The following is a 25,560-nucleotide window of genomic DNA, read 5'->3' as shown; positions in this document are numbered from 1 at the left end:
TCAACATAATAATCAGCTTAATTAATAATTAGCATATAACCAAAAAGAACTTCACAGCGGCTTTTTATAGGAATAACTTTGATTCAAGGCCGACCCCTTTCTCCAGGCGGAGGTGAACCAACTTAGCAATAGCTGCCTGGAGCCTGCATTTCATGACAACCACCTCGGCACACGCCGCCTCCCGAACGACGCTCGATCTGGTCGCCGATGTGCTGGTCATCGGCGGCGGCCTGGCCGGCACGTGGGCAGCCGTTGCTGCCGCGCGTGAAGGCGCCCGGGTTATTCTGGTCGACAAAGGTTATTGCGGCACCAGCGGCGTGACCGCTACCGCCGGCCCTGGTCATTGGTGGGTGCCGCCCGTTCCCGGCGCGCGCGAAGCGGCCATCGACAAGCGTCTGGCCACGGCCCATGGCCTGGCCGATGCACGCTGGATGTCGCGCATCATCGACACCACCTGGCGCAGTCTGCCGACACTCGCCGGCTACTACGATTTCCCGCAGAACGAACAAGGCGTAACCCAATATCGCGGACTGCGCGGACCGGAATACCTGCGCGGCATGCGGCGTCTGGTGCTCGACAGTGGCGTGACCGTTCTCGATCACAGCCCGGCGCTGGAACTGCTGCGTAACGATCAAGGCGAAGTGGCCGGCGCCCGTGGCTGGCGTCGCCAAGCCGCCGGTGACTGGCAAGTTCGCGTGGGTGCGGTGGTGTTGGCCAGCGGCGGTTGTGCCTTCCTCTCGCGGTTGCTGGGTTGCCACACCAATACTGGCGACGGTTACCTGATGGCTGCCGAAGCGGGTGCCGAATTGTCCGGCATGGAGTTCTCGAGTTATTACTGCATTGCGGCGGCGGGCAGCAGCATGACCCGTTCGATGGTGTACAGCTTCGGCGAGTACTTCGACGCCGCCGACCGCCCGCTGAACATTTCCACCGGACCGGACTTCACCGATGCACTCGCCAAGGCATTGCTCAACGGTCCGGTGTACTGCCGCCTGAATCGCGTGCCGGCGCACATTCGCGCTCAGTTACCGACCATCCAGCCAAACCTGATGTTGCCGTTCGACCGACGCGGCATCGATCCCTATCGCGACAAATTCGCCGTCACGCTGCACGCCGAAGGCACCATCCGTGGCGTCGGCGGCCTGCGCGTGATTGACGACCACTGCCAGACCACCGTTCCCGGAGTCTTCGCCGCCGGTGATGCTGCCAGCCGTGAATTGATTGCCGGTGCCACCTCTGGTGGAGGCGCGCAGAACTCTGCCTGGGCTTTGTCTTCCGGCCAGTACGCCGGACGTGGCGCCGCTCGACTGGCCCATCTGCTCGGACAGTACCGCCGCGACTCGGGTTGGGATGAATGGGCGGCGGACCCGACATTCAACAATCAACACTGGCGCATGGACGGCATTTTTGCCTTGGCCCGCGGTGCTGTCGAGACCGCTGCCGTTCCCACCCAATCACAGTAAAAGGACGCCAACATGTCAACGCTACGACTGCCCTTCAAACGTCTGCTCTTAAGCGCCGTCCTCTCGCTGGGGCTGGGCGCGATGGCCCACGCTGCTGACCTTCAACCGCTGTTGGTGGCCAATCAAAAGTCCTCGATCAAGGTGCTGCTGGAGGTGTCCGGCGAACTGAAAAACGTGCCGTACGAGATCCAGTTCTCCGAGTTTCCGGCCGCCGCGCCTCTGGGTGAAGCGCTGAACGCCGGCGCCGTGGACATCGGCGCACTGGGCGATGCGCCCTACGTGTTCGCCCTCGGAGCCGGTGCGCCGATCAAAGTCGTCAGCATCATCCACGCCGAGGGTCGCTACACCACGGCCATCCTCGCGCCCAAGGATTCGCCGCTGAACACGGCCAGCGACCTCAAGGGCAAGCGCATCGTCACCACGCGCGGCTCCATCGGCCACTTCCTGGCGATCAAAGCCTTGCGCGATGCCGGCCTGACCACCCACGACGTGCAGTTCATCTACCTGCTGCCAAGCGAGTCACGAATCCTGCTGGATAACGGCAGCGCCGATGCCTGGTCGACCTGGGATCCCTACACCACCATTGCCACCAGCCAATATCAGGCCAAGGTACTGGCCAGCGGCGAAACCCTGCTGACCAACCATTTGTACCTGGCCGCCACCAGCCAGGCCATCGCCGGCAAACGCCAGCAACTGGACGATTTCGTCGCCCGGGTCGACCGCGCCTACCGCTGGACCAACGCGCATCCCGAGGACTTTGCCGCCGCCCAGGCCAAGGTCACCGGTTTGCCGCTGGCCGTGCACATCGCCGTCGCCAAAGGCACGCACATGGAACCCGTCGAGATTGACGACAAGGTAATCGCCGGCCTGCAAACCACCGCCGACATCTATCAGGAAGAAGCGATTCTCAGCAAACACATCGACGTCTCCCAAGGCTTCGACAAAAGCTTCAACGCCAAGCGCGCCCAACTCAACCAGGCATCCCGTTAACGATGCGACTGCTTCAGGAGTAGAACCATGAGCAAACAACGCCAACTGAAACTCGGTGCAATGGTCCACGGCGTCGGCCACGGATGGGGCGAATGGCGCCATCCGGATGCCGTGACCAACGCCAGCGTCAACTTCGATTTCTACAAGCAGCAGGCGCACCTGGCCGAAGCCGCGAAGTTCGATTTCGTGTTCATCGCCGACAGCCTGCACATCCATGAGAAGTCCAGCCCGCATTACCTCAACCGCTTCGAGCCGTTGACCATTCTCTCGGCCCTGGCTGCCACCACGCAGCACATTGGCCTGGTGGCGACCGTCACCGTCAGCTACACCGAACCGTTCCAGGTCGCTCGACAATTCGCCTCGCTGGACCACATCAGCGGCGGTCGCGCCGGATGGAACGTGGTGACCTCCTGGCTCAGCGGCACCGCCGATAATTTCGGTAAAACCGAACACCCGCCGCATGCCGTGCGCTACCGCATCGCCAAAGAGCATGTGGACGTGGTCAAGGGCCTGTGGGATTCCTGGGAGGACGACGCTTTCGCTTATGACAAGCAAAGCGGCGAGTTTTTCAGCCCCGGCAAGCTGCATGCACTGGAGCACAAGGGTGAGTTTTTCTCGGTGAAAGGTCCGCTCAATATCGCCCGTTCCGTGCAAGGTCAGCCGGTGATTTTCCAGGCCGGCACGTCTGAGGCCGGGCGCAATTTCGCCGCGGAAAATTCCGATGCGATTTTTGTCAGCCCCGAGAACTTCGAGGATGCACACGCCTACTATCAAGACTTGAAAAACCGCGCCAGCGCCTTCGGGCGCGATGCGCATCAGCTGTCCATTCTGCCGGGCATCCGCCCCATCGTGGGGCGCGATGAAGCCGAGGTGGAAAGTCGCTACGAGCAAGCCGTGGCGCTGGTGACCATTGAAGACGCGATTGTCGCCCTCGGCCGGCCGTTCAACGATCATGACTTCAGCCAGTACCCACTGGATGCACCGTTCCCCGAGTTGGGCGACCTGGGTGCCAACAGCCAGAAAGGCGGGTCGGACCGAATCAAGCAACTGGCCAAGGATCAAGGCCTGACCTTGCGCCAAGTGGCCCTGCGTTTCTCCCGTCCGCGTCGCGATTTCGTCGGCACGCCCGAGCAGGTCGCCGACGCGATTCAGACGTGGTTCGAAGAAGGTGCGGCGGACGGCTTCATCATCAACTCGCTGCTGCCGGACGGCCTGCAATATTTTACCGAGCTGGTGGTACCGGTGCTGCAACAGCGCGGGCTGTTTCGCGACGAGTACAGCGGCAAGACGCTGCGCGACAACCTCGGCCTGCAAGTCCCCGCCAATCGCCACACCGCGACCAAGGCCCAGGACAACATCGAGGAGCCAGCATGAGCGAACCCCTCAACCGATTGCTGGCCGATTTGCATGCGCAACGCGTGGCGACCTGGGAACCCGCGGCCCTGCAAGTCAACATCGATCAACGTCAACGCCTGGTGAATGAAGCCAGGACCGAAGACTTCGTCAGGGCCGGCGATTCACTGGAGCCCTTCACGTTGTTGAAGGTCGAAGGTGGCAGCCTGAGTCGCGACGAGTTGCTCGCCAACGGTCCCGCGGTGCTGATTTTCTTCCGCTTCGCCGGCTGCCCGGCCTGCAACATCGCCCTGCCCTATTACCAACGCCAGCTGTATCCACAATTGCACGCGCTGGGCGTGCCGCTGGTGGCGGTCAGCCCACAAGTGCCGGAACGCCTGGTGGAGATCAAGACGCGGCACACCCTTGAACTGCAAGTGGCCAGCGACCCGGACAACCAGCTTGGGCGACGCCTGGGCATTCTCTACAGTTTCGATGAAGCCTCGCGCAAAGCCGCACTGGCCAAGGGCAATGGCATCGGCGAAACCACCGGCACCGGTACTTGGGAATTGCCGCAGCCCACCATCGTGGTCATCGCCAGGGACGGCACAGTGGCCTTCGCCGAGGTCAGTCCCGACTGGCTGGTGCGCACCGAAGCCGAGCGGGTTTTATACGCCGTCGAACAATTGCTGGGGCAGACAGCCCTGCCAGTCGCCATCTGACAAGAGCCTGACCATGACGAAAAAGATCACACAGGGACAGTTCAATCGTCGCGGCTTCCTGACGGCCAGTTCGATCGCTCTCGGGGCGTTGGGGCTGTCCTCCCTGGGACTGGCCAGTCGCGCGTTCGCCCAGACCGGCAACCTCTCGGACCTGACCCTGGGCGTCGCCACCTACCGCGGCCAGGACTCGTACTTCACCCCTGACGCCGGCACCGCCAATACGCCGTACAAAGTCGACTATTCGGAATTCGCCGGCGGCAACCTGATTGTCGAAGCACTGGCCTCGGGCAGTCTGGACATTGGCGGGATGAGCGAAATTCCGCCGATTTTCTCGATTCAAAGCCATCGCCAGCCGCGATTGATCGCAGTGCTGCAAAGCGATGTGAACAATCAAGTGTTCCTGATTCCCAAAGAGTCGGACATCGAGTCGATCGGGCAGTTGCGCGGCAAACGGGTCGGCTACGTGCGCTCCACCACGTCGCACTACTTCCTGATCAAGGCGCTGAAGGAACAGGGCCTGACCCTGAAGGACATCACGCCGGTGGCGCTCACGCCGCAGGATGGCTTCACGGCTTTCCAGAGCGGACAGCTCGATGCCTGGGTCATTTATGGCGTGTTCATCCAACTGGCGAAATTCCGCAGTGGTGCCCGCGTACTGAAAACCGCGCTGGGTTATTTGTCCGGTAACTATTTGATCGCCGCCCGCCCCGCTGCACTGGAAGACCCGCTGCGCAAGCAAGCGATCCAGGATTACCTGCAACGCCAGGCGCGCACGCTCGAATGGATCAACAACAATCCCGAGCCGTGGGCCGACAAATCCGCACAGTTGCTGGGCGTGGACAAAGCGGTGTTTCTCGACATGCACAACAACCGCAGCCAGCCGTCGAAAATCATCCAGGTCAATGACCAGGCGATTGCTTCGCAGCAGGAAGTGGCCGACCTGTTCTTCGACGCAGGCGTGTTGAGCGAACGGCTCGATGTCAGCCCGTTGTGGGACAAAAACTTCCCGTTGTTGCCCCTGTAGGAGCTGCCGAAGGCTGCGATCTTTTGACGTTGATTTTTAAAAACAAGATCAAAAGATCGCAGCCTGCGGCAGCTCCTACAGGGATTGTCAGCGCTTACTTTTTCTGATCGAGTGAATTCACCATGAGTCTTTCTTCTCAACACCCGCCCGTGCTGCGCTCGGTCGAAGCGGCCAATTTCGAGGCGTTGCTTGAACGCATCGGTGCACAGTTGGGCGCCAGCGCCCACGTTTATGACGAAAGCGGCGCGTTCCCGCATGACAATTTCAAACTGTTGCATGAGCACGGCCTGGTCGCGCTGACGGTGCCCAAGGCCCTCGGCGGTGGCGGCGTGAACCTGGCCCAGGCGCGCAAGGCCATCAGCGCAATCGCCAAGGGCGAACCCTCGACGGCGTTGATTCTGGTGATGCAATACCTTCAGCATTCGCGCCTGCAAGACAGTAAAAACTGGCCGGAAGCGCTGCGTCTGCAGGTGGCCCGGGATGCCGTCGAGAACGGCGCGCTGATCAATGCGTTGCGCGTCGAGCCCGATCTTGGCACCCCGGCTCGCGGCGGTCTGCCGGCCACCATCGCCCGGCGCACCGCGGCCGGTTGGCGAATCAGCGGTCGCAAAATCTACTCCACCGGCAGTCATGGCCTGACGTGGTTCAGCGTCTGGGGGCGCAGCAATGACGAGGACCCGTTGGTGGGGACCTGGCTGGTGCACAAGGACACGTCCGGCATCAGCATCATCGACGATTGGGATCACCTGGGCATGCGCGCCACATGCAGTCATGAAGTGGTGTTCGACAATGTGCTGGTGCCGCTGGATCACGCGGTCAGCGTCAGCCCGTGGAGCGCGCCGCAAGCCGAACTCGATGGCGATGGCTTGCTGTGGATGTCGGTGTTGCTGTCAGCGGTCTACGACGGAGTCGCCCAAGCGGCCCGTGACTGGTTCGTCGGCTGGCTGGAACAACGCAAGCCATCCAACCTCGGCGCGTCGCTGTCGACCCTGCCGCGCTTTCAGGAAACCGTCGGCCACATCGACACCCTCCTGTTTGCCAACCGCAGCCTGCTGGACGCCGCCGCCGAGGGCAACACGCCGGCCAGTCATGCGGCGCAACTGAAATACCTGGTGACCGGCAATGCGATCCGCGCCGTCGAGCTGGCCATCGAAGCGTCTGGAAATCCTGGCCTGTCGCGCCACAATCCGCTGCAACGGCATTACCGCGACGTGTTGTGCAGTCGTGTCCATACACCGCAAAACGACGCCGTGCTGCAAGGCGTCGGCAGAGCCGTTTTCGCCCGACGCCAACAGAAGGACAGCCAATGAGCCAGCCCAACCATCCGCTGGTTATCGCCAGCCAACTGGATGAAGACTTCAACGAAGTCATCCGCCAGCGCCTAGCCCACACTCACCCCGGCGCCCAGGTGCTCAGCGTGCCGCCGGGGGTGCCCAGCGACTTGCCAGCGGAAGTCGGTATTTTGCTGGCGCGCCCGATCAATGTTCGCGGCTACCTGGCGCCGGATACTCCGCCTCCCGGCTGGCCCTATGGCTTGAAGTGGATTCAGGTGGTGTCCTCCGGCATCGACTTCTACCCCAAATGGCTGTTCAACGGCCCGCCGGTGAGTACCTCACGGGGCAGCGCCGCCGAAAACATCGCCGAATTCGCCCTGGCCGCCATTTTCGCGGCGGCCAAGCGCCTGCCAGACGTTTGGGTGCATGACTCGCAATGGAGTTTCACCGCGCTGACACCGCTCAAAGGTACGACCCTCGGCATCCTCGGTTTCGGCGCCATCGGCCGCAGCCTCGCGGCCAAGGCCCATGCGCTGGGCATTAACGTCCTCGCCCTGCGGCAGAGCCAGACACCGTTCGAGGTTGAAGGGGTGCAAGCGGCTCACGATATCCATGACTTGTTCGCCCGGTCCGATCATCTGGTGCTCGCCGCGCCCTTGACCGACGCGACCCGGCATATCGTCGACAGTGCTGTGCTCGGCAGCGCTAAACCCGGGCTGCACCTGATCAACATCGCCCGAGGTGGTTTGCTTGACCATGGCGCGCTGCTTGAAGCACTGGAAACCGGGCACATCGGCCTCGCCTCGCTCGACGTCACCGAGCCGGAACCGCTGCCGGACGGGCATCCGCTCTACGCTCATCCACGGGTGCGCCTGTCGCCCCATACCTCGGCGATCTCCAGCAACAGTCGCCACGAAATTGCTGACAGTTTCCTGGCCAACCTCGAACGTTTCCTCAACGGCCTGGCGCCGGAAAACCTGGCGAACGTACAGCGCGGGTATTGAAGCCCAGCACCACGCCCCTGCTGCTGCCGACGGCTCTGGCCGCGTTCGGACGTCCTGTAGCAGCTGCCGAGGCACGAGGCTGCGTTGCGTGTCCGCAGGACCGCCCTCGAGGGCCGCTGCGCAGCCCAACGCAGCCTCGTGCCTCGGCAGCTGCTACAGGTCGTTTGCGCCTGAAACTTATCTTATTAAATAATCAGCATTACGCATTTATTTCTCATATTAAATGTCTGTTTTTTTATAATTACCTTATAACTAATCGGACTTTTACAGTCGTCGCTTATATAAATATTGTTAGAACCATCACCGACCCCTGACCAGGTGGAGGCCCACGGAACCGCACGTTTTTCCGGCCGACACCACTCCACGGTCAACCGCTCCACCCAAACCTGAAACCGGCTCATGCCCATGCCGCCAAGGCTCTCAAACCCTGGCCCCGGCAACGCTTTGCCGAAAAAAACATAACGACGCCAACACAGCACTTACACACCCGGGGTCCACCATGCACAACATCTTCCATTCAAATCGCCTGACGCTGGCCATCTCGCTGGCACTGTTCGGCGTGTCGGCCCACGCCGAAGAAAGCACCACGGAGGGTGCCCTGCCTGTCGTGACCGTCACCGCTGAACACCACAGCGAAGACCTGCAAAAAACCCCGCTGGCCATTTCCGCGTTCGACGAAAAGGCCCTTGAAGACAAGCAGATCAAGAGCATTCGCGATCTCTCCGGGCAAGTGCCCAACCTGACGCTGAGTCGCCAGTCGATCTCCTACAGCGCTCAGACCTACGGGATTCGTGGCATCGGCGAGACCGATCCGATCCAGGAGTCGGCCGTCGCGGTCTACGCCGATGACCTGTACATCCCGCGGGCCATTTCCTCGATGCTCGACTTCAACGACGTCGAGCGCGTCGAAGTCCTGCGCGGCCCGCAAGGCACGTTGTACGGGCGTAACAGCAGCGCCGGCGCGATTCGCGTGATCACCCGTGATCCGACCCAGGAAACCCGCGGTTTCCTGGAGCTCGGTGCCGGCGACTACAACGCACAAAACGGCCGCCTGCTGATCAGTGGCCCGCTGGTGGACAATGCATTGTTTGGCAGTTTTTCGGCGATTCGCCTGACCCGTGACGGCACCGTTTCCGATCCGACGCGGGGCAAGGATGTGAACAACGTCGACATCCAGTCCTATCGCGGCAAGTTGCGCTACAACCCCGACGATTCGCCGTGGGATGTGCAACTGACCCTGGCCGGCACCTTCGACCGTGGCGACACCACCAGCTATACGCCGTTTGATGCCAACGGCCGCTACGACAAATTCAAGAGTTACAGCAGCCTCGATCCGAAAAACCGCCTGGACCAAGGCAGCTCGGTACTGCGCGCGATCTACGCCATCAACGACAACCTGAACTTCAAGTCGGTGACCGCCTATTCCGCGTTCAACCAGCCGGTGGACTATGACAACTCGGGTCAGGCCGCCCTGATCCAGAACAACCTGATCACCTACAAGCAGGACTATGCCACCCAGGAATTCCAGCTCAACGGCGACTACGAGGATTTCAGTTTCAGCACCGGCCTGTACCTGTACCGCGAAAAATTCGAAGCCGACCGCGACAACCTCACCTATTCCATCGCCCGCAACCGGGTCATCGGCCAAGGCCAATACAGCACCACCAACACCGAAAGCTACGCACTCTATGGCCAGGGCAGTTACAAGATCACGCCGCAGCTGTCGCTGATCGCCGGGCTGCGCTTTACCCGTGAACACAAGAACTTCGACTACACCAACTACGCCATCAACACCAACCGGCAGATCACCGGGACCAACTTCGTTGCCGAGTCGAGCAAGTCCTGGCAGTCCACCAGTCCGAAAATCGGCTTCGAATACGCCTGGACACCGCACCTCAACCAATACGCCTACGTGGCCAAAGGCTTCAAGGCCGGTGGCTACGACAACCGCGCGCCGACCCAGGCCGCCGCCGAACAGGCGTTCTCGCCAGAAGACGTGACCACCTGGGAAACCGGCTTCAAGGGTGACTTTTTCGACCGTCGCCTGCGGGCCAACGTGGCCGTGTTTTACAACGACTACAAAGACCTGCAGACCAACGCCTACGACCCGGCGCTGGGCGTCAGCCTGCGGACCAACGTTGGCCAGGCCCATACCTATGGCGTCGAGCTGGAAACCTTGACCGCAGTGACCAACGACCTGCAACTGACGGCCAACGTCGGGTACCTGCAAAGCCAGTACGACGACTTCGAAAACGCCAGCGGTCCCGGCGTCGATGCCAACGGCAAACAATTGGTGTTCTCGCCGCGCTGGAACGCCAGCGTCGGCCTCAACTACACCATCCCGGCGGGCTTGCCCGGCACCTGGCTGGCGGGCACCGATGCGCAGTTCCAGACCAAGTCCTACGCCAACGCGCTGAATGACGACATCCAGGAAATCCCTAAACAGACGTTCTGGAATGCCAACACCCGCTACATCTCCGGCGACGGCCACTGGACCACCACCCTCGCGGTGAAAAACCTGCTTGATCGCGCGTACCCGCAATCGGTCGGCTACGTGCCGTCCAGTGGCGCCCGTTATTACTCGATCAACGATCCACGCACCCTCTTGCTGTCCGTGCGCTACGACCTTTAACCGTCGCCACCGTCCCTGTAGGAGCTGCCGCAGGCTGCGATCTTTTGACTTTGGATTTTAAAAACAAGATCAAAAGATCGCAGCCTGCGGCAGCTCCTACAGGGGATCCAACACCTTTTGAACAACAGGGAGCAACACCATGGCTTTTACCCGCAGCCGCCGTCGGGGGCTATTCCGCCGCTGTCGGCGCCCTCGGCGCGCTGGGGCTGACGCCTCAGGCCGTGGCGTCGAGTTTCAATCCGTTGCAACTGGGCAGCAGTGGCAAAGGTAAACACGTGGTCGTGGTCGGCGCCGGGATCTCCGGTCTGGTCAGCGCCTATGAGCTGCGCAAGGCCGGCTTCAGCGTGACAATACTGGAGGCCCGCGAACGCGTTGGCGGGCGCAACTGGACGTTGCGTCGGGGCACTAAAGTCGACTTCGACGATGGCGTCAGCCAGACCGTCGACTTCGATGAAGGCCACTTTTTCAACGCCGGTCCTGCGCGCATTCCCAGCCATCACCAAGACCTCCCCCAGCAGCAAGATGATCTTTTCCGGCGACTGGGCGATCAATGACTTCAACGTCAACCTGCGGCTGACCCGTTATGGCACGTACACCGAGGTCAACAGTTCGAGCAATCCAGACCTGGACCGCGACTACTCGGCCAAGTGGATTACCGACCTCGACGTGGCGTATGCGCTCACCAAACAACTGACCGTGGCCGTCGGCGCACAAAACCTGTTCGACAAATACCCCGATCACATCGGCGTACCGAACTCCTCGTTCGGCGATAACTGGGGCAGCTACTCACCGTTCGGTTTCACCGGCGGTTACTACTACACCCGCGTGCAATACGCGTTCTGATCCCCAAGACAAAAGATCGCAGCCTGCGGCAGCTCCTACAGGATGTACGTCTGTAGGAGCTGCCGCAGGCTGCGATCTTTTGATCTTCTTAGGCGGCGACCACGTGCGCTTCGCGGGCCGCACTGTGGCGATTGACCGGCACCGGCAACCCCAGGTGACCACGCAAGGTGCTGTGGCTGTATTCGCTGCGGAACAAGCCGCGTTTACGCAGCAGTGGCAGGACTTCGTGGGTGAACCGAGCGAATTCGCCGGGCGCGCCGACGCGGATGTTGAAACCATCGACGGCGCCTTCCACAAACCCGTTGTTTGACGTCTTGATAGTAGGCGCGGGCGTCCTCTAAATTGTCGACGCCGGCAAAGATCCCTTCGGCAAAGTTCGCCGCCAAGTTGCGCCCGGATTCGGAAATTCCAGCCTGGAAAATCACCGGTTGGCCTTGCGCCGAACGCGCAATGTTCAGCGGCCCGGTCACCGAGAAGAACTCGCCCTGGTGGTCGAGACGGTGCTGACGCTGTCAATGTAGCCACCCTGTGGGAGCGAGCCTTTATGGCGAGGGGGCTTGCCCCCGTTGGACTGCGCAGCAGGCCCATTGTTTGGGGCCGCTTCGCGGTCCAACGGGGGCAAGCCCCCTCGCCACAAAAGCCCCCTCGCCACAGAGGCAAGCTCCTACAGGATTTGGTTCTACATCAGAGCTTGGCAATCGAGACTTCAGTGGATTTGACGAAGGCAATGACTTCGCTACCGATCTTCAATTCAAGATCGCGCACTGAACGCGTGGTAATCACCGAGGTGACGATGCCGGAGGCCGTTTGCACGTCGATTTCCGAGACCACTTCGCCTTCGAGAATTTCCTTGATGACGCCCTTGAACTGGTTGCGTACGTTGATCGCTTTGATGGTCATGATAAGGCTTCCTGTCTGGTGTGGGAGATGCGCACTGTTGTGCAGGTCTTCAAAGTGCGCCTCTTCAGACGACAACAAAAGGAATAAATAACGATTTGATTATTCTTTTATGGAATATATAAACCCCCTAAGCTAAGTCCTAAAAATTCTTTATGAATTATTTTTTAGAACAATATGATTGATGGCAGATAGCTCCTCTCCTTCGCTAACTGTCGAGCCTTGCATGCCCAAATCCATCAAAAACGCTGAAAATCCATTCCGTCGTCCGTTACTCGCCGGTCTGGCCGTTGCGCTGGCCCTGGCATTCGCACTCCCGGCTCAGGCCCGGGAAACCGTGCGCATCGGTTATCAGAAATCGTCGACCCTGATCACCGTGTTGAAAACCCAAGGCACGCTGGAGAAAACGCTCGCGCAGAAAGACATCGATGTGACCTGGCATGAGTTTTCAAGTGGCTTGCCGCTACTGGAAGCCCTGAATGTCGGCAACGTCGATATCAGCGCAGACGTGGCCGACACCGTGCCGATTTTCGCCCAGGCCGCGCAGGCCAAACTGACCTACTTTGCGCAAGAAGCGCCCTCGCCTTCGGCCCAGGCCATCGTGGTGCGCAAGGATTCGCCCCTGCTGCAATTATCGGATTTGAAAGGCAAGAAAGTGGCGGTCACCAAAGCGGCCGGCGCCCACTATTTGCTGATCGCCGCGCTGAAGAAAGCGGGCCTGGAGTTTTCCGACATCGAACCCGCCTACCTGTCGCCCGCCGATGGCCGCGCGGCCTTCGAGAACAACAAGGTCGACGCCTGGGTCACGTGGGAACCCTTCCTCACCAGCGTGCAACGTCAACTGCCGACGCGCACCCTGTCTGACGGCGCAGGATTGGCCAGTTACAAACGCTATTACCTGAGCAGCACGAGCTACGCCAAGGCGCACCCCGAAGTCCTGAAACTGGTTTACGAGCAACTGCAAAAGACCGGCAGCTGGGTCAAGCATAATCCGGCTGAAGCGGCACAGGTCCTCAGTCCGTTGTGGGGGAACCTCGATGTCGCAACGGTCGAGTCTGCCAACACGCATCGCAGTTATCTGGTTCAGCCGGTGAAAGGCGATCAGTTGGGCGAGCAACAGAAAATCGCCGATGCATTTTTTGCCGCGGGCTTGTTGCCCAAGGCGGTCGATGCCCAGGACGTCGATATCTGGAAACCTTGAAGCAAAAAAAACCCCGCGACCCAAATGGGGTGCGGGGCTAAAAAATTGGTTGGTTGCGGCCAACCAAAGGAGCGCTTGAAATCTTTATTGCCTGTTTAGATGCAGTCCTGTGCCGCCCGCTCGAAACTCGAAGGCAGGAAACTTGAGGCGAGCAATTGGCGTTCGTATAAGTACACTTTGCCGCCGCTCGAGGTCTTGTAGGCTTCCAGAACGTTGTCCGCTGAGACTTTGCTGGGCACCACAATCCGGTAACTGCGCTGGGTTTGCGAAACAGTCGGATTCAGCGCACTGCCCTGCAACCTGGGCACAACACACCCTGCGTATTCGGCGGGCGTTTTTTTCGTCTGCAGTGTCAGCGTCGGGTCATTCGGCGCAGAAGCGCAACCGGCTAGCAGCGCTGAGGCGAAGGCCATGGCAGGCACACATAAAAGACGCATGGGCGCGATCCTGAAATAAAATGCTTTGGTTTGTTACGCCACGATTCGGCGTTGATGGGGGGATTTTCCGCTATTCCCGGAAAAACAGAACTTGCGTTTCTTGATGGTGACTATTATCTGAAGCAATAGTTGTACGCCCCTGGCCGGGGGCGCCAACGCTACTGCGCTACAGCGATTTGATTGCGTCCCCGGGCCTTGGCTTGATACAGGGCTTTATCCGCATTGTTCATCAAACTGTGCAGATCTTTGTCACCGGCCTCCGTTGACGCCACGCCGAGGCTTGCCGTTATGCGGTGAACAGGTCCGGTCATCAACCCTTCGATAGCCTGGATGAGCTGTTCCGCCATTTTGACGGCGGCCTCGATCGAGGTGTCCGGGAGCAGGACCGCGAACTCCTCGCCACCCAGCCTGCCGTGCACATCCGTGTCACGAAAGGACGTACTGATGACCACGCCCATCTGACGCAGCACCTGATCCCCGACCTGATGACCATAGGTGTCGTTGATGTGTTTGAAGTGATCCATGTCCAGCATCACGGCGCACAGACCCAGTCGATTGCGTTTACAGTCTTTGAACAGTTGCTGGGCGTGCTCGAAAAACGCCCGGCGATTATTAAGTCCGGTGAGTTCATCTGTTTGTGCAGCACGCGCGGAGATATTGCGCGCTAACTCCATTTCACGGGTTAAACGAAAAGCGGTCTCCAGTGCCTCGGCCATTTTGCGTGTAGCCCTGGCCATAAAGCACGCGAACACAAACACCGCCAGCGCGATACCGACTTGAATCGTGGACGGTTGAAACAGCAGCCACGTGGCGCAAGGCAACAGCACCAGGCCGATGGACGTTAGCGTCATGTATCGATAGGCGGAGTAACAGGACACTGCGCTGACCGACATCCCGACGGTGAAGAGCATGACCAGCGCTTGCGACAAAAGATCGTCGGCGGGCATGACGGTTAATGCGCCCACACCCCAGATGCCGGCGGATAACACCAGCGTGCACCAGTATCGGCGCTCCCAGCGTTGTGGCGTGCGTTCGTGTTCGGGGCTGCGGAAATAGGTAGTGAACATCGAGAGACGCAACAGTGACGACGCCGTCAGTAGGGTCAGCCATCCGACAATGATGCTCTGGTCAAATCGATCCCAGCACAGCCAGCAGAGAATGACCGCCGCGAGAAAACTGCCAAATACCGCCGAGACTGACTGGCGGAACAGCTGGTGCAATCGGTCTGTGCGAACCTGCTCGTCTATGAACGGGTTCTGGTTATTTCGAGCTTCTGGGCCATCCATGTGATCCGCCTGATCATGATGCTGCGTCGGCCGCCATTGTGGCATCGTGCTAGCAACGCAAACAACCGATTCAGCAATGGCGGGGGTAACAACTTTGGCGCATCGAATATGCCATTGTTTTGTTGCTGTTCGTTGGGGATTGGGGATTGGGGATTGGGTGTATATCCGTTTTTTCGGTAACGGCCGCTATTGGTTTCGCTTTTACAGCGAGTCACTTGGAAAAGCCCCAAGTAACCAAGGGCTCCTGCCCCTTTCGTTCGGTGCCTCGCTGTGGCTCGGCATGCCCTCGCTCCGGTCCTGCTCCGTGGGCCCGCCGCGATCGGCCATCCATGGCCGTGCGCGGCTAACCCGGCATCCATGCCGGGTTGCCCACTGCGCAGAACCTGCGCTCGGCCTCACGAGGGGGCGGTGCGTCAAGATCAAATGCAGGCGAGCTAACGCTCGGCCTTGAGTGGTGAAAATCAAAAGCGGGTTGGGCTGCTTTTGCTTTATGTGGGAGCGAGCCTGCTCGCGAAGGGGCCGTGGCAGTCGACATCATTGGTGGAGGCCGGTCCGCTATCGCGAGCAGGCTCACTCCCACCCTCGATCTGGGTGAACACAGGCTGCGTGTCCACTGAAATTCCCTGTGGGAGCGGGCTTGCCCGCGAAGAGGTCGTATCAGTCGACATTGGCTGCCAGTCCGCCTTCGCCAGCAAGCTTGGCTCCTACAGTTGGATTATTTGCCGGGCATGGGATTAGTGTGCGCCGCCGATCCATTGTGGGAGTAAGCCTGCTCGCGAAGAGGCCGTATCAGTCGACATCAATGGCTGCCAGTCCGCCTTCGCCAGCAAGCTTGGCTCCTACAGTTGGATTATTTGCCGGGCATGGGATCGGTGTGCGTCGCGAGCAGGCTTGAAGGACAGGCCGGCCGGCAGGCCGCCTCGCTTTTGCTGTTGCCTTGGTTTTTGATCTTCTTGCCCCATCGGCAGGCCGTACGCCAGGGGCAAGAGCGCTTGGTTACTTGGCGCTTTTCCAAGTAACTCGCTGTAAGAGCGAAACCGCCAGCAGCAACACCCGAAGAAACGGATATGCCCCCAATCCCAATAAAAACCTACGTCACTTAGCCGTAATCACCGACAACTTGGTAATCCCCGCCCGCTCAATAGACGCCATCGCCCTGGCCACTTCGCCATAATTCACCCCGTTGTCCGCTTGCAATTGCACACGCACATCCGGGTTTTTCGCTTTGGCGGCCTGCAAGTTGAACTCAAGCAAATCCGCTTGCACCTCATCCTTGTTGATGAACACCTTGCCCTTGTCGTCGATGCTCACCACCAACGGATCTTTTTGTTCAACGGGCGCCACCGATTCAGTCTTCGGCAAGTTGATCGGTATCGCATTGGTCAGCAACGGCGCGGTGACGATGAACACCACCAACAACACCAACATCACATCCACCAGAGGCGTGACGTTGATTTCGCTAAGCACTTCATCGCTGTCTTGTGTGGAGAAGGCCATATCAGGACGCCTCCTTGACTTTCTGCCCGGCGACGCTGGCGCCAGACTTGCTCAGCACCGGATGCAGCAGCACACGGAACGAGTGTTTCTGCGCCAGGCTATAGAAGTCGTGAGCGAAGTCATCCAGGTCAGCGGAAGTCAGTTTCAACCGACGCAAAAGGTAGTTGTAGACCAGCACCGCCGGCACCGCGACCGCGATCCCGACACCGGTGGCGACCAGTGCCGCACCAATCGGCCCGGCCACGGTTTCCAGGCTCGCCGAGCCCGCCGCACTGATGCCTTTCAAGGCCGACATGATCCCCCAAACAGTCCCGAAAAGACCGATAAAGGGCGAGGTGCTGCCAATACTCGCAAGGATCGCCAGGCCGGTTTCCAGCGAGCGCCGTTCACGTACGATCTGCTGGCGCAAGGCGCGCTCGAGTCGGTCCTGATGGTTGATCGACTGGCTGAGGTCGGTGTTCTGGTGGTCACTGACCTGAATCGCCGCATAACCGGCCAACGCGACGCGCGCAGCAGCGCCGGGCAGGCTGTTGGCGAATTCGGCAGCCGAATCGAGGCTCGAAGCGGCCCAGAATTGCTTATGGAATTTTCGATCCTGTACCTTGAGCCGGGTGAACTGCAGCCCTTTGAGCAAGGCCAGGCCCCAGGTCGCCACGGAGAACAGGATCAATAGCCAGATGACGGCGTGTTCGATGGATTCAAAGGGGGATGCGAGTAGATTCATGGTCTGTGATCTCTGATGTTGAATGCTTGAGTGGCGGCGCTCCTTTTGTGGGGTGGCCCGCTGTTGCGGTTGGGTTTGCTATTTGATCTTGAAGTCGATGGGCACGCTGACCCAGCCGTCCTGAGCGACGTCGCCTTGCTTGGCCGGCACGAAACTCCAGCGTTTGACGGCGGCCAGTGCCGCGTCATCCAACTGATCGCGACCACTGCTCTTCTGGATCTGTATTTCGCCGGGCTTGCCGCTGGCCAGCACATGGACCCGCAACAACACCGTGCCTTCCCAGCCTCGGCGCATTGCCAGCGACGGGTATTCAGGTGCCGGGTTGTGCAAGTAACCGGCGTTGGCTGAAGCCGGCGTCACCGGTTTCGCAGCGGGTGGTGCAGGCGGTGCTGGCGCGGCGACCGGTTGTGGCGGCGCAGGCGGTGCGGGTGGCTGCTCCACGGGTTTGGCCACCGGTTTTGGCACCGGTTTGACCACGGGCTTCGGTTTGGGAATCGGCTTGGGTGGTGGTGGCTTCACGGCCAATTCGTCTTCCACCGGTGGTGGCGGCTCGACCACGGGTTGCGGAATTGGCTCGGGCGGTGGAGGTACCGCCACCGGTGGCGCTGGCTGCGAGAATTCGATGGTCATCGGCGGGATCTCCGGCGGCACCACCGGCAATTCCGGTGCCGGTAGCTGCCGAACCCAAAAAATCACCGCGCCGTGCAACACCACCGCGAGCACCACCAGCAAACTGACTTCGCGGCGACTCAACACCCGTTTGGGCGTGCTGTGCAGCCGTGACTGCGCCAACGGCTCTCGAAATACCCGGCCAAGGTTGAGCAATTCGCCACCGGGCCCCAGGTTCTGGAATACCTGCGGGAGACTGGCGGGGCTCTGGACGTTGCCCATTTATCTACTCCTGTAAACCTTCAGTTTTATTTCCAGGCTTCGACGAATCGGCGCCCTGAATCGACTTAAAAGTGCCAAGAGATCATCAACGAATCTTTATATTTCTTAAAAGAATATTTAATTAGAGAATTATGCAATTAGCGAATAACAAAACCCTCAGTTCAAAAACGACTGCGCGCCAGCGCTTTCGCCGAAGAGGCCGACGAAAGCGCTGGCGCAGGGCCGATTTTTCCAAGGGTTAGGTATTGGTTTTCAACTTGGTCCACAACCGTGTACTCAACCGCGCAATAGCCGCCGGCAGATCCTCGACGGTGAACAGCTTGTCCATCACGCTTTTCGGCGGGTAAATCGCCAGGTCCTGCTTGACCGCCGGAGTGACAAACGCATCGGCCGCGCTGTTGGGGTTGGCGTAATGGATGCTGTTGCTGATGTTGGCAATGACGTGCGGGTCCAGCAGGTAGTTCATGTAGGTGTACGCATTCTTTTCGTGGGGCGCGCTTTTGGGCATGACCACCATGTCGAGCCACAGGGTCGAGCCTTCGTCAGGAATCGAATAGGCGATGTCGATCCCGTTCTTGGCTTCCTTGGCGCTGGCGGCCGCTTGCACCACGTCGCCGTTGAAGCCAATCACCGCGCAGACGTTGCCATTGGCCAAATCGCTGATGTACTTGGAGGCGTGGAAATACTGGATATAAGGCCTGATCTTGAGCAGCGCCTGCTCGGCTTTCTTGTAATCCGCCGGCTCGTGGCTGTGCGGCGGCAGGCCCAGGTAATTGAGGGTGATCGGCAGGATCTGTGTCGGGTTGTCGATAATCGCGACGCCGCATTCGCTGAGCTTCTTGATGTTGGCTTCATCAAAAAACAGGCTCCAGGAATGGGTGACGTCGGTGTTGCCGAAGATCGCCTTGATTTTTTCGACGTTGTAGCCGATGCCCGCCGTGCCCCACATGTACGGATAGCCGTACTGGTTGCCCGGGTCATTGACCTCGAGTTTTTTCATCAACGCCGGATCAAGGTTTTTCCAGTTGGGCAGCTGGCTTTTATCCAGCTTCTGAATCGCCCCGGCCTTGATCAGTCGCGACAGGAAATGGTTCGACGGACTGACCACGTCGTAACCGGTATTGCCCGTCATCAGTTTTGATTCCAGGACTTCGTTGCTGTCGTGGATGTCGTAGGTCGCCTTGATCCCCGTTTCGTTGGTGAAATTGACCAAGGTGTCATCGGCGATGTAGCCGTTCCAGTTGGAAATGTTGACGACTTCGTCGGCATACGTGGCGGCCGACAATGTCGCCAGCACAACCATCAGCGGAATATTGTTGATGCGCATGTTCAATCACCTGTGTTTGATGAGCTTTTATTTTTTTGGGATCGCCGGTTTTCTAGATTTCTGTTCTGGCCCTGACCGCCTCCACACGCATGCGTAGCATGGCACCGATGTCGAGCAGGGGTTTGGGCGGGAGCCAGCCCGGCTGGGCCCGGCGCATCACCGATTCGAGGATGGGCGAGCTGGAACCCGATGCCATCTCCGCGAGCAGTCGGCCCCACAACGTGCCGCGCGCAACCCCCGAACCGTTGCAACCGGCCACCGCGTACACGCCCTCTTCGACCTTGGCGAAAAACGGTTGGCCAGAGCGCGAGGCACTCAAATGTCCGGTCCAGGTGTATTGAATATCCTGCTCGCCCAGGAACGGAAAACGCCGCTGCAAGCCCAGCACATGATGCTGTCGACGCAGCAGCAACTCATTGTTGGTCAAGTCGCGGGAGCGGTACTCCGCGGTGTTGCGGATCATCACGCGCCGGTCCGGCGTCAGGCGCACCGTGGCACCGAGTGGCCGGGTCGACAGCACGCCCCAGGGTTCCACGGCGCCAATGGCCTGAAACTCTTTATCGCTGAGGGGCCGCGTCAGGCTGGCGCTGAGTTCCATCGCGAACGTGCCGCTGTCGTCGATCCCCGATCGCGGAATGAAGGCGTTCAGGCACACCAGGACTTGCTTCGCCGAAATACTGCCGTCGATGCCATTGGCGCGAATAAGCCCTGTGCCCACTCGCTCCAGGCCAGTGATATCGGTGTTTTCGTAGAGGGTCACATTCTCTGGCAACGCATCGAGCAAGCCCCTCACGTATTTCGCCGGCTGGAGCAGCGCGTTGCCGTTGCCGCACCAGATCGCGGCCTGGTAGTGCCGGGTCCCCAGTTTTTTGAACAACTGCTCACCCTGCAGAAATTGGGCAGAGGCACCGACGGCGTTCAGCGTCGCCAGTTTTTCCTCGACGTGGGTCAGCTTGGCGGGGTCGCTCACTGCAAAGAAATAACCGCTATCCCGGAAGTCGCACTCGATGGCATGACGCGAAATGCGCTGGCGTACCTCTGCGCTCGCGACACGGGAAATCTCGGTGTCCACTGCATAACCGGCAAACCCTGCATGACCCGAAAGCTCATCCGTGGCCGGGTGCTCATGGCCCACCACAAATCCAGAGTTGCGCGCCGAAGCGCCTTGCGCGGCGCGCTGTCTGTCGACCACCACGATTCGCGCTTGAGGATGCATTTCAGCCAGCGTATGCGCCGCGCAAAGGCCCGTGATGCCGGCACCGATGACCAGCCAATCGGCCTTTTGCTTGCCGCTCAGGCGATCACGAACCGGAGAATTCCCGGCTTGCGCGATCCAGCCACATACATTTTCCATGCATCACCTCATTTGAATGTCGAACCGCCCCGGTCTCCTGTAGGAGCTGCCGAAGGCTGCGATCTTTTGACTTTGTTTTTTAAAATCCAGATCAAAAGATCGCAGCCTGCGGCAGCTCCTACAGTTGGCAACCTCATGCGGTATTTGCATGGGTGGTTTGAGATGACGGTCGCTAGAGCTAGAATCTATTAGCTCTTCAGTCATACACCCAACGTTATAAAATCATCGAGGCATTCTGAAAACGCATGGATAAGATTCGCCACGTCCCGTCTCTCCAGGCCTTGCAGGCACTGGTGGAAGTCGCTGATTGCGGCAGCTTCACCCAGGCGGCGCAAAAGCTCTGCCTGACCCAAAGCGCAGTGAGTCGGCAAATCCAGCAGTTGGAGGGTCACTTCGGCGTGCCGATGTTTGTGCGCAGCAGCCGCAGCATTCGCCTGACCCCGGAAGGCGAACAGGTGCTCGCCAGCGCGCGCACTATCCTCGAGCAATTGAAGACCCTCGAAGACCGTCTCTCCGGGCAGAAGCGGCCGTTTCGCATCCGCATGCACGTGTCGCTGGCGGTTCGTTGGTTGCTGCCCAAGCTCAGCGACTTCTACCGCTGTCACCCGGACATTTCGCTGGCGATCGAGACCGTCGCGACGGAGATCGTCGAGCCGGCCAGTGACAGCGACGCCTACATCCTCTATCTGCCGGAGCCGTCCGGCGATCCCGATTGCCTGACCTTGTTCGAAGAAGCGCTGGTGCCGGTGTGCGCGCCGGGTCTTGCCAGTACAACCCGGCCACTGGCGTCGGTGGAAGACCTGGTGAATGTCCCGCTGCTGCATCGTTCGGCAGACAAACAAGCCTGGATCGAATGGCTCGCCGCCAATGGCGGCAGATCCCTGGACGACTACCGGCACATCCCGTTCAACCTCGACGAATTGGCACTGGACGCCGCCGCGCGCGGCCTGGGTGTGGCGGTGACCGACTTGACCCTGGCCCGGGAATCCATCGACCGTGGGGTGCTCGTCGTCCCGTTCGGCCAGCCGTTGAAAACCCGAGGGGTATATTCGCTGTGCCCGCAACCGTCAGCCGCCGCGCATCCGGGGTGTTTGTCGATCATGCAATGGTTTGCACAGCAGGCCGAACCGGCAAACTGACGCGCCTTGCATTACACACTTGTCATTGAGTTGTCAGCGTAGCCAGCACCCTCGCTTCATACAGTGAAGTCGTCAGTCACCCACACCGGGTGACACGCCTCCCACCGATATGAAAAGGGTCGATACCATGAAACCATTGAGCAAACTCTGCCTGATCGCCGCCAGCCTGATGATGCTGGGCACCGGTTCCGCGATGGCCAGCAGCATCGCGCCGGTCAAGGCCAACAACGTCGTGCTGGTCCACGGTTCCTGGGCGGATGGTTCGAGCTGGTCTGAGGTAATCTCGCGGTTGCAGGCCGCCGGCTTGCACGTCACCGCCGTGCAAAACCCGCTGACCTCGGTCGCCGATGACGTGGCGGCCACCCAACGTGTGCTCGATCAACAAGACGGCCCGACTGTGCTGGTCGGCCACTCCTATGCCGGCACGGTAGTCAGTGAAGCCGGGGTCAACCCGCACGTCAGCTCACTGGTGTACGTCGCGGCCCGGGCACCGGACGCGGGTGAGGACTTCGTCGCGCTGTCCGGCCAGTATCCGACGATGCCGGTGCGCTCCGGCACCGAAGAACACGATGGCTATATCAGCCTCAAGCAGGACGCGTTCCTCAAGTATTTCGCCAGTGACGTGCCTCACGACAAGGCGATGCAACTGTTCGCCGTTCAGCAACCGATCGCGAAAACGCTGTTCACCGACCGCACCACCGCGGCGGCCTGGCACACCAAACCTTCGTGGTACGCGGTTTCCAGCCTCGACCAGACCATCAACCCGGACCTCGAGCGCTTCCTCGCCAAGCGCATGGGCGCGACCACCATCGAACTGCCGTCGAGCCACTTGTCCCTGGTCTCTCATTCCAAAGAAATCGCCGACCTGATCCTCGAAGCCTCCGGCCGCCAGCCCTGACGCCGAACCCGGTTTCATTACAACTTTGTCATCGAACTGTTGGTCGGCTGTCCGGGACGCCTGGTTAACCTGAACTCACTGCCCGGCTAACCGGCAGCCCCTGCAAAACCCGAATAGAGAGAACCGTCATGAAAATGCTAATCCTCGGTTTCACCGCCCTCCTCGCCACCGGCTCGGCGTTTGCCGATACCCAGCCCACTGCGCCGGTGATCCGCGACAAGCCCGGTTTTTTTGTGCACATGGACGTCGATAAAGTCCTGTTCAGCACCGACATCTCCCAGCAGTGCGGCGTGATCCCGGCCCGCCTCGATTACCTCGATCACCAGGGTCGCGAACACGTGCTGGATTACCAGGTCGACGGCAGTGGCTGCACCAATGATCATTGATCCGGCTACACTGGCGCCAACTGGCTGAGGCAACCCCCATGAACATCCTGGTAGTCGAAGACGAACCGAAGGCAGGTAACTATCTGCTCAATGGCCTGCAGGAACTCGGGTACACCGTCAGCCTGGCGCGGGACGGGGTCGATGGCTTGCACTTGGCGCTGGAGCACGAATTCGATGTCATCGTGCTGGACGTCATGATGCCGAAAATGGATGGCTGGGAAGTCCTGCGCCGCTTGCGCAAGGAAGCCGATACGCCGGTGCTGTTCCTGACCGCCCGCGATGACATTGCCGACCGCATCAAGGGCCTGGAACTGGGCGCCGACGATTACCTGATCAAGCCCTTTTCCTTTGCCGAACTGGTAGCGCGCCTGCGCACCCTGACCCGTCGCGGTCCGACACGTGAAGAAGAACATCTGCAGGTGGATGACTTGCAAATCGACGTGCTGAAACGCCGCATCACCCGCGCCGGCGTGCGGATCACCCTGACCAACAAGGAATTCGCCTTGCTGCACCTGTTCGCCACGCATCAGGGCGAAGTCTTGTCGCGCTCGATGATCGCCTCACGGGTCTGGGACATGAATTTCGACAGTGACACCAATGTCGTGGATGTCGCGGTGCGGCGCCTGCGGCTGAAAATCGACGACCCGTTCCAGCTCAAGCTGATCCACAGCGTGCGCGGTATCGGCTACCGCTTCGATACGCAACCATGATCCGCCTTCGCCATTCCCTGACGGTGCGCCTGGCGCTGGTGTTTGCCTTGCTCGCGTTTGTCTCGCTGACCCTGCTGGGCGTAGCGCTGTACCGCGACCTGGAACGCGAGCTGATCCGCCGCGACGACGCCGCACTGGTAACCCGCATCGATCAACTGCGCACCTTCCTCAACGACAGCAATACGCTGGAGCTGATCAAAACCAAACCGGCGCTGTTCCAGAACATGCTGGGCAACCGCGAATCCTTGCTGAGCATCGGCGCCCCCGGGCAAAAATCTGTGTTGGTGGTCAACCCCGGCAACCTGGCAATGCCGTCGCTGGCACCGGTGCCGATGGATCATCCCCTGAGCGTGGCCGACGTCCAGCATTTGCCGAGCGTGGAAGGCATTCCCTTCTCGGCACTGGCGGCGACCATCGATTCCGGCGACATGGGCAACCTGCAAGTGCTCACCGGGCGCCTGATGACCGAGCGGACTGCCGTGCTCGCCAACTACCGCCTGAACGTGTACCTGTTCGCCAGCGCGGCGGCGATCCTGTTGGCGCTCTCCGGCTGCCTGCTGGTCCATCGCGGGCTGTTGCCCTTGCGACGCCTGGCCCGACACGCGCACGGCATCGGCGTCGGCAACCTCACCGAACGCCTCGACAGCCAGGGGGCTCCGCAAGAATTGCTGCCGATGATCGAGGCTTTCAACGCCATGCTCGATCGCCTGGGCAAGGGCTTCGTGCAACTGGGACAGGTCTCGACCGACATGGCCCATGAACTGCGCACCCCGATCAACAACCTGCTTGGCGAAACCCAGGTCGCCCTGCAGCAAAACCGCAGCATTGAAGCCTATCAACAGTTACTCGCCTCAAATGTCGAAGAGCTTGAACGGTTGGCGCGCATGCTCGACAACATGCTGTTTCTGGCCCGCACCGATCCCGCCAGCGCCCTGCGCCAACGGCAGGAACTGGAGGCGGCCGAGGAAATGGAACGCATCGCCGACTACTTCGAAGGGCTCGCAGCGGAGGTCGGCATCGGCATCGATGCCCAGGGCACCGGACTGATCTGGGCGGAGCCGATGCTGCTGCGTCGTGCCCTGGCCAACTTGTGTGCCAACGCCATCAAGTACGGCGCGCCGAATTCCGAGCTGGTCATCCGCGCCACACCGGCGGCCGACGGCATCCGCCTGCAAGTGCGCAATCACGGCCAGACCATCCCGGCTGAGCATTTGCCGAGGTTGTTTGAACGTTTTTACCGTGTTGATCAGTCGCGCGAACGGTCGGCGCAGTCCAATGGACTGGGTTTGTCGATCGTGGCGACCATCATGCAGCTGCACAACGGCGCTTACAGTGTCAGCAGCAGCGAGGGGGTCACCTGCTTTGAGCTGTTTTTCCCTGCGCGGCGGCGGGGGGAGTGAGGGCGAAACGGATGTTGAATAGCGGTCGCGGTGGGTTGGGATTTGGATTGGGATTGGGATTGGGATTGGGATTGGGTACATATCCGTTTCTGCGGTAACGACCGCTAATGGTTTCGCTTTTACAGCGAG

At 60.2% G+C, this 25,560-nt stretch carries 22 protein-coding genes and 3 pseudogenes; 16 read left to right on the top strand and 9 right to left on the bottom strand.

All coding sequences use genetic code 11. The features are described 5' to 3' along the window. The first annotated feature begins 152 nt into the window (after positions 1 to 152). The 10 genes and pseudogenes from ACA052_RS10760 to ACA052_RS10715 all read left to right on the top strand — a co-directional run. Positions 153 to 1,463 carry an FAD-dependent oxidoreductase gene (locus tag ACA052_RS10760; protein ID WP_497649639.1) on the top strand — a complete coding sequence of 437 codons (1,311 nt, stop codon included), beginning with the start codon at positions 153 to 155 and terminating at the stop codon, positions 1,461 to 1,463. A 12-nt stretch (positions 1,464 to 1,475) separates the two neighbouring features. Further along, a complete protein-coding gene (locus ACA052_RS10755) occupies positions 1,476 to 2,453 on the top strand; it encodes an ABC transporter substrate-binding protein (protein WP_497649638.1) in 978 nt (325 codons plus the stop codon). A gap of 27 nt (positions 2,454 to 2,480) precedes the next feature. Continuing rightward, complete coding sequence (locus ACA052_RS10750) at positions 2,481 to 3,827, top strand: LLM class flavin-dependent oxidoreductase (RefSeq protein ID WP_497649637.1); 1,347 nt, start codon at positions 2,481 to 2,483, stop codon at positions 3,825 to 3,827. After that, positions 3,824 to 4,507 carry a peroxiredoxin-like family protein gene (locus ACA052_RS10745; protein ID WP_497649636.1) on the top strand — a complete coding sequence of 228 codons (684 nt, stop codon included), beginning with the start codon at positions 3,824 to 3,826 and terminating at the stop codon, positions 4,505 to 4,507. Before ACA052_RS10750 ends, ACA052_RS10745 begins: the two co-directional genes overlap by 4 nt. A 13-nt stretch (positions 4,508 to 4,520) precedes the next feature. Continuing rightward, a complete protein-coding gene (locus tag ACA052_RS10740; protein ID WP_497649635.1) occupies positions 4,521 to 5,531 on the top strand; it encodes an ABC transporter substrate-binding protein in 1,011 nt (336 codons plus the stop codon). Between the two features lie 122 nt (positions 5,532 to 5,653). Next, complete coding sequence (locus ACA052_RS10735) at positions 5,654 to 6,841, top strand: acyl-CoA dehydrogenase family protein (protein WP_497649634.1); 1,188 nt, start codon at positions 5,654 to 5,656, stop codon at positions 6,839 to 6,841. Next, a complete protein-coding gene (locus ACA052_RS10730; RefSeq protein WP_497649633.1) occupies positions 6,838 to 7,809 on the top strand; it encodes a D-isomer specific 2-hydroxyacid dehydrogenase family protein in 972 nt (323 codons plus the stop codon). Before ACA052_RS10735 ends, ACA052_RS10730 begins: the two co-directional genes overlap by 4 nt. Positions 7,810 to 8,308: 499 nt before the next feature. Further along, complete coding sequence (locus ACA052_RS10725) at positions 8,309 to 10,441, top strand: TonB-dependent receptor (protein WP_497649632.1); 2,133 nt, start codon at positions 8,309 to 8,311, stop codon at positions 10,439 to 10,441. 200 nt (positions 10,442 to 10,641) lie between these two features. Continuing rightward, positions 10,642 to 10,950: pseudogene (locus tag ACA052_RS10720) on the top strand (flavin monoamine oxidase family protein); the annotation flags it as partial. Next, positions 10,937 to 11,284: pseudogene (locus ACA052_RS10715) on the top strand (TonB-dependent receptor plug domain-containing protein); the annotation flags it as partial. The pseudogenes ACA052_RS10720 and ACA052_RS10715, both read left to right, overlap by 14 nt. Positions 11,285 to 11,372: 88 nt before the next feature. Here the strand turns inward: ACA052_RS10715 and ACA052_RS10710 are convergent. Continuing rightward, a pseudogene (locus ACA052_RS10710) lies at positions 11,373 to 11,793 on the bottom strand (LLM class flavin-dependent oxidoreductase); the annotation flags it as partial. 175 nt (positions 11,794 to 11,968) lie between these two features. After that, positions 11,969 to 12,184 carry a TOBE domain-containing protein gene (locus ACA052_RS10705; RefSeq protein WP_034150404.1) on the bottom strand — a complete coding sequence of 72 codons (216 nt, stop codon included), beginning with the start codon at positions 12,182 to 12,184 and terminating at the stop codon, positions 11,969 to 11,971. 223 nt (positions 12,185 to 12,407) lie between these two features. Between ACA052_RS10705 and ACA052_RS10700 the strand changes: the two genes are divergently transcribed. Then, entirely contained in the window at positions 12,408 to 13,382 is a 975-nt protein-coding gene (locus ACA052_RS10700; protein ID WP_497649631.1) for an aliphatic sulfonate ABC transporter substrate-binding protein, read from the top strand. A gap of 95 nt (positions 13,383 to 13,477) precedes the next feature. Here the strand turns inward: ACA052_RS10700 and ACA052_RS10695 are convergent, their stop codons facing one another. From ACA052_RS10695 to ACA052_RS10665, 7 genes are all read right to left on the bottom strand, one after another. Further along, positions 13,478 to 13,819, bottom strand: a complete 342-nt coding sequence (locus tag ACA052_RS10695; protein WP_497649630.1) for a hypothetical protein — start codon at positions 13,817 to 13,819, stop codon at positions 13,478 to 13,480. A gap of 158 nt (positions 13,820 to 13,977) precedes the next feature. Next, positions 13,978 to 15,105 carry a GGDEF domain-containing protein gene (locus ACA052_RS10690; protein ID WP_497649629.1) on the bottom strand — a complete coding sequence of 376 codons (1,128 nt, stop codon included), beginning with the start codon at positions 15,103 to 15,105 and terminating at the stop codon, positions 13,978 to 13,980. Positions 15,106 to 16,200: 1,095 nt separating this feature from the next. Beyond that, positions 16,201 to 16,602: an ExbD/TolR family protein gene (locus tag ACA052_RS10685; RefSeq protein ID WP_497649628.1), complete on the bottom strand. Its 402-nt coding sequence runs from the start codon at positions 16,600 to 16,602 to the stop codon at positions 16,201 to 16,203. Between the two features lies 1 nt (position 16,603). Further along, positions 16,604 to 17,326, bottom strand: a complete 723-nt coding sequence (locus tag ACA052_RS10680) for a MotA/TolQ/ExbB proton channel family protein (protein ID WP_497649627.1) — start codon at positions 17,324 to 17,326, stop codon at positions 16,604 to 16,606. Between the two features lie 78 nt (positions 17,327 to 17,404). Continuing rightward, a complete protein-coding gene (locus ACA052_RS10675; protein WP_497649626.1) occupies positions 17,405 to 18,217 on the bottom strand; it encodes an energy transducer TonB in 813 nt (270 codons plus the stop codon). Positions 18,218 to 18,455: 238 nt separating this feature from the next. Continuing rightward, positions 18,456 to 19,544 carry a polyamine ABC transporter substrate-binding protein gene (locus ACA052_RS10670; RefSeq protein WP_497649625.1) on the bottom strand — a complete coding sequence of 363 codons (1,089 nt, stop codon included), beginning with the start codon at positions 19,542 to 19,544 and terminating at the stop codon, positions 18,456 to 18,458. Between the two features lie 52 nt (positions 19,545 to 19,596). After that, positions 19,597 to 20,898, bottom strand: coding sequence for an NAD(P)/FAD-dependent oxidoreductase (locus ACA052_RS10665; RefSeq protein WP_497649624.1), 1,302 nt, complete (start codon positions 20,896 to 20,898; stop codon positions 19,597 to 19,599). Positions 20,899 to 21,143: 245 nt separating this feature from the next. Here ACA052_RS10665 and ACA052_RS10660 point away from each other — a divergent pair, with 245 nt between their 5' ends. The 5 genes from ACA052_RS10660 to ACA052_RS10640 all read left to right on the top strand — a co-directional run bounded on the left by ACA052_RS10660 (position 21,144) and on the right by ACA052_RS10640 (position 25,431). After that, a complete protein-coding gene (locus ACA052_RS10660) occupies positions 21,144 to 22,037 on the top strand; it encodes a LysR family transcriptional regulator (protein WP_497649623.1) in 894 nt (297 codons plus the stop codon). A 127-nt stretch (positions 22,038 to 22,164) separates the two neighbouring features. Beyond that, the gene (locus ACA052_RS10655) at positions 22,165 to 22,935 is read left to right on the top strand and encodes an alpha/beta hydrolase (RefSeq protein WP_497649622.1); all 771 of its coding nucleotides are present in this window, start codon (positions 22,165 to 22,167) and stop codon (positions 22,933 to 22,935) included. 128 nt (positions 22,936 to 23,063) lie between these two features. Continuing rightward, positions 23,064 to 23,321: a DUF2790 domain-containing protein gene (locus ACA052_RS10650; RefSeq protein ID WP_497649621.1), complete on the top strand. Its 258-nt coding sequence runs from the start codon at positions 23,064 to 23,066 to the stop codon at positions 23,319 to 23,321. Between the two features lie 38 nt (positions 23,322 to 23,359). Then, complete coding sequence (locus ACA052_RS10645) at positions 23,360 to 24,031, top strand: heavy metal response regulator transcription factor (protein ID WP_497649620.1); 672 nt, start codon at positions 23,360 to 23,362, stop codon at positions 24,029 to 24,031. Next, the gene (locus tag ACA052_RS10640; RefSeq protein ID WP_497649619.1) at positions 24,028 to 25,431 is read left to right on the top strand and encodes a heavy metal sensor histidine kinase; all 1,404 of its coding nucleotides are present in this window, start codon (positions 24,028 to 24,030) and stop codon (positions 25,429 to 25,431) included. The genes ACA052_RS10645 and ACA052_RS10640 overlap by 4 nt, the downstream gene beginning before the upstream one ends. Positions 25,432 to 25,560 lie beyond the last annotated feature (129 nt).

It is taken from the genome of Pseudomonas sp. LBUM1644, from assembly GCF_059716195.1.
Note: the sequence above shows the minus strand (reverse complement) of the source record. Positions and strands in the feature narration are given on the sequence as shown.

What these genes read in the sequence shown, in the direction of transcription:
- ACA052_RS10760 (WP_497649639.1), top strand. Translation starts at nt 153, where the DNA reads ATGACAACCACCTCGGCACACGCCGCCTCCCGAACGACGCTCGATCTG.
- ACA052_RS10755 (WP_497649638.1), top strand. Translation starts at nt 1,476, where the DNA reads ATGTCAACGCTACGACTGCCCTTCAAACGTCTGCTCTTAAGCGCCGTC.
- ACA052_RS10750 (WP_497649637.1), top strand. Translation starts at nt 2,481, where the DNA reads ATGAGCAAACAACGCCAACTGAAACTCGGTGCAATGGTCCACGGCGTC.
- ACA052_RS10745 (WP_497649636.1), top strand. Translation starts at nt 3,824, where the DNA reads ATGAGCGAACCCCTCAACCGATTGCTGGCCGATTTGCATGCGCAACGC.
- ACA052_RS10740 (WP_497649635.1), top strand. Translation starts at nt 4,521, where the DNA reads ATGACGAAAAAGATCACACAGGGACAGTTCAATCGTCGCGGCTTCCTG.
- ACA052_RS10735 (WP_497649634.1), top strand. Translation starts at nt 5,654, where the DNA reads ATGAGTCTTTCTTCTCAACACCCGCCCGTGCTGCGCTCGGTCGAAGCG.
- ACA052_RS10730 (WP_497649633.1), top strand. Translation starts at nt 6,838, where the DNA reads ATGAGCCAGCCCAACCATCCGCTGGTTATCGCCAGCCAACTGGATGAA.
- ACA052_RS10725 (WP_497649632.1), top strand. Translation starts at nt 8,309, where the DNA reads ATGCACAACATCTTCCATTCAAATCGCCTGACGCTGGCCATCTCGCTG.
- ACA052_RS10705 (WP_034150404.1), bottom strand. Translation starts at nt 12,184, where the DNA reads ATGACCATCAAAGCGATCAACGTACGCAACCAGTTCAAGGGCGTCATC.
- ACA052_RS10700 (WP_497649631.1), top strand. Translation starts at nt 12,408, where the DNA reads ATGCCCAAATCCATCAAAAACGCTGAAAATCCATTCCGTCGTCCGTTA.
- ACA052_RS10695 (WP_497649630.1), bottom strand. Translation starts at nt 13,819, where the DNA reads ATGCGTCTTTTATGTGTGCCTGCCATGGCCTTCGCCTCAGCGCTGCTA.
- ACA052_RS10690 (WP_497649629.1), bottom strand. Translation starts at nt 15,105, where the DNA reads ATGGATGGCCCAGAAGCTCGAAATAACCAGAACCCGTTCATAGACGAG.
- ACA052_RS10685 (WP_497649628.1), bottom strand. Translation starts at nt 16,602, where the DNA reads ATGGCCTTCTCCACACAAGACAGCGATGAAGTGCTTAGCGAAATCAAC.
- ACA052_RS10680 (WP_497649627.1), bottom strand. Translation starts at nt 17,326, where the DNA reads ATGAATCTACTCGCATCCCCCTTTGAATCCATCGAACACGCCGTCATC.
- ACA052_RS10675 (WP_497649626.1), bottom strand. Translation starts at nt 18,217, where the DNA reads ATGGGCAACGTCCAGAGCCCCGCCAGTCTCCCGCAGGTATTCCAGAAC.
- ACA052_RS10670 (WP_497649625.1), bottom strand. Translation starts at nt 19,544, where the DNA reads ATGCGCATCAACAATATTCCGCTGATGGTTGTGCTGGCGACATTGTCG.
- ACA052_RS10665 (WP_497649624.1), bottom strand. Translation starts at nt 20,898, where the DNA reads ATGGAAAATGTATGTGGCTGGATCGCGCAAGCCGGGAATTCTCCGGTT.
- ACA052_RS10660 (WP_497649623.1), top strand. Translation starts at nt 21,144, where the DNA reads ATGGATAAGATTCGCCACGTCCCGTCTCTCCAGGCCTTGCAGGCACTG.
- ACA052_RS10655 (WP_497649622.1), top strand. Translation starts at nt 22,165, where the DNA reads ATGAAACCATTGAGCAAACTCTGCCTGATCGCCGCCAGCCTGATGATG.
- ACA052_RS10650 (WP_497649621.1), top strand. Translation starts at nt 23,064, where the DNA reads ATGAAAATGCTAATCCTCGGTTTCACCGCCCTCCTCGCCACCGGCTCG.
- ACA052_RS10645 (WP_497649620.1), top strand. Translation starts at nt 23,360, where the DNA reads ATGAACATCCTGGTAGTCGAAGACGAACCGAAGGCAGGTAACTATCTG.
- ACA052_RS10640 (WP_497649619.1), top strand. Translation starts at nt 24,028, where the DNA reads ATGATCCGCCTTCGCCATTCCCTGACGGTGCGCCTGGCGCTGGTGTTT.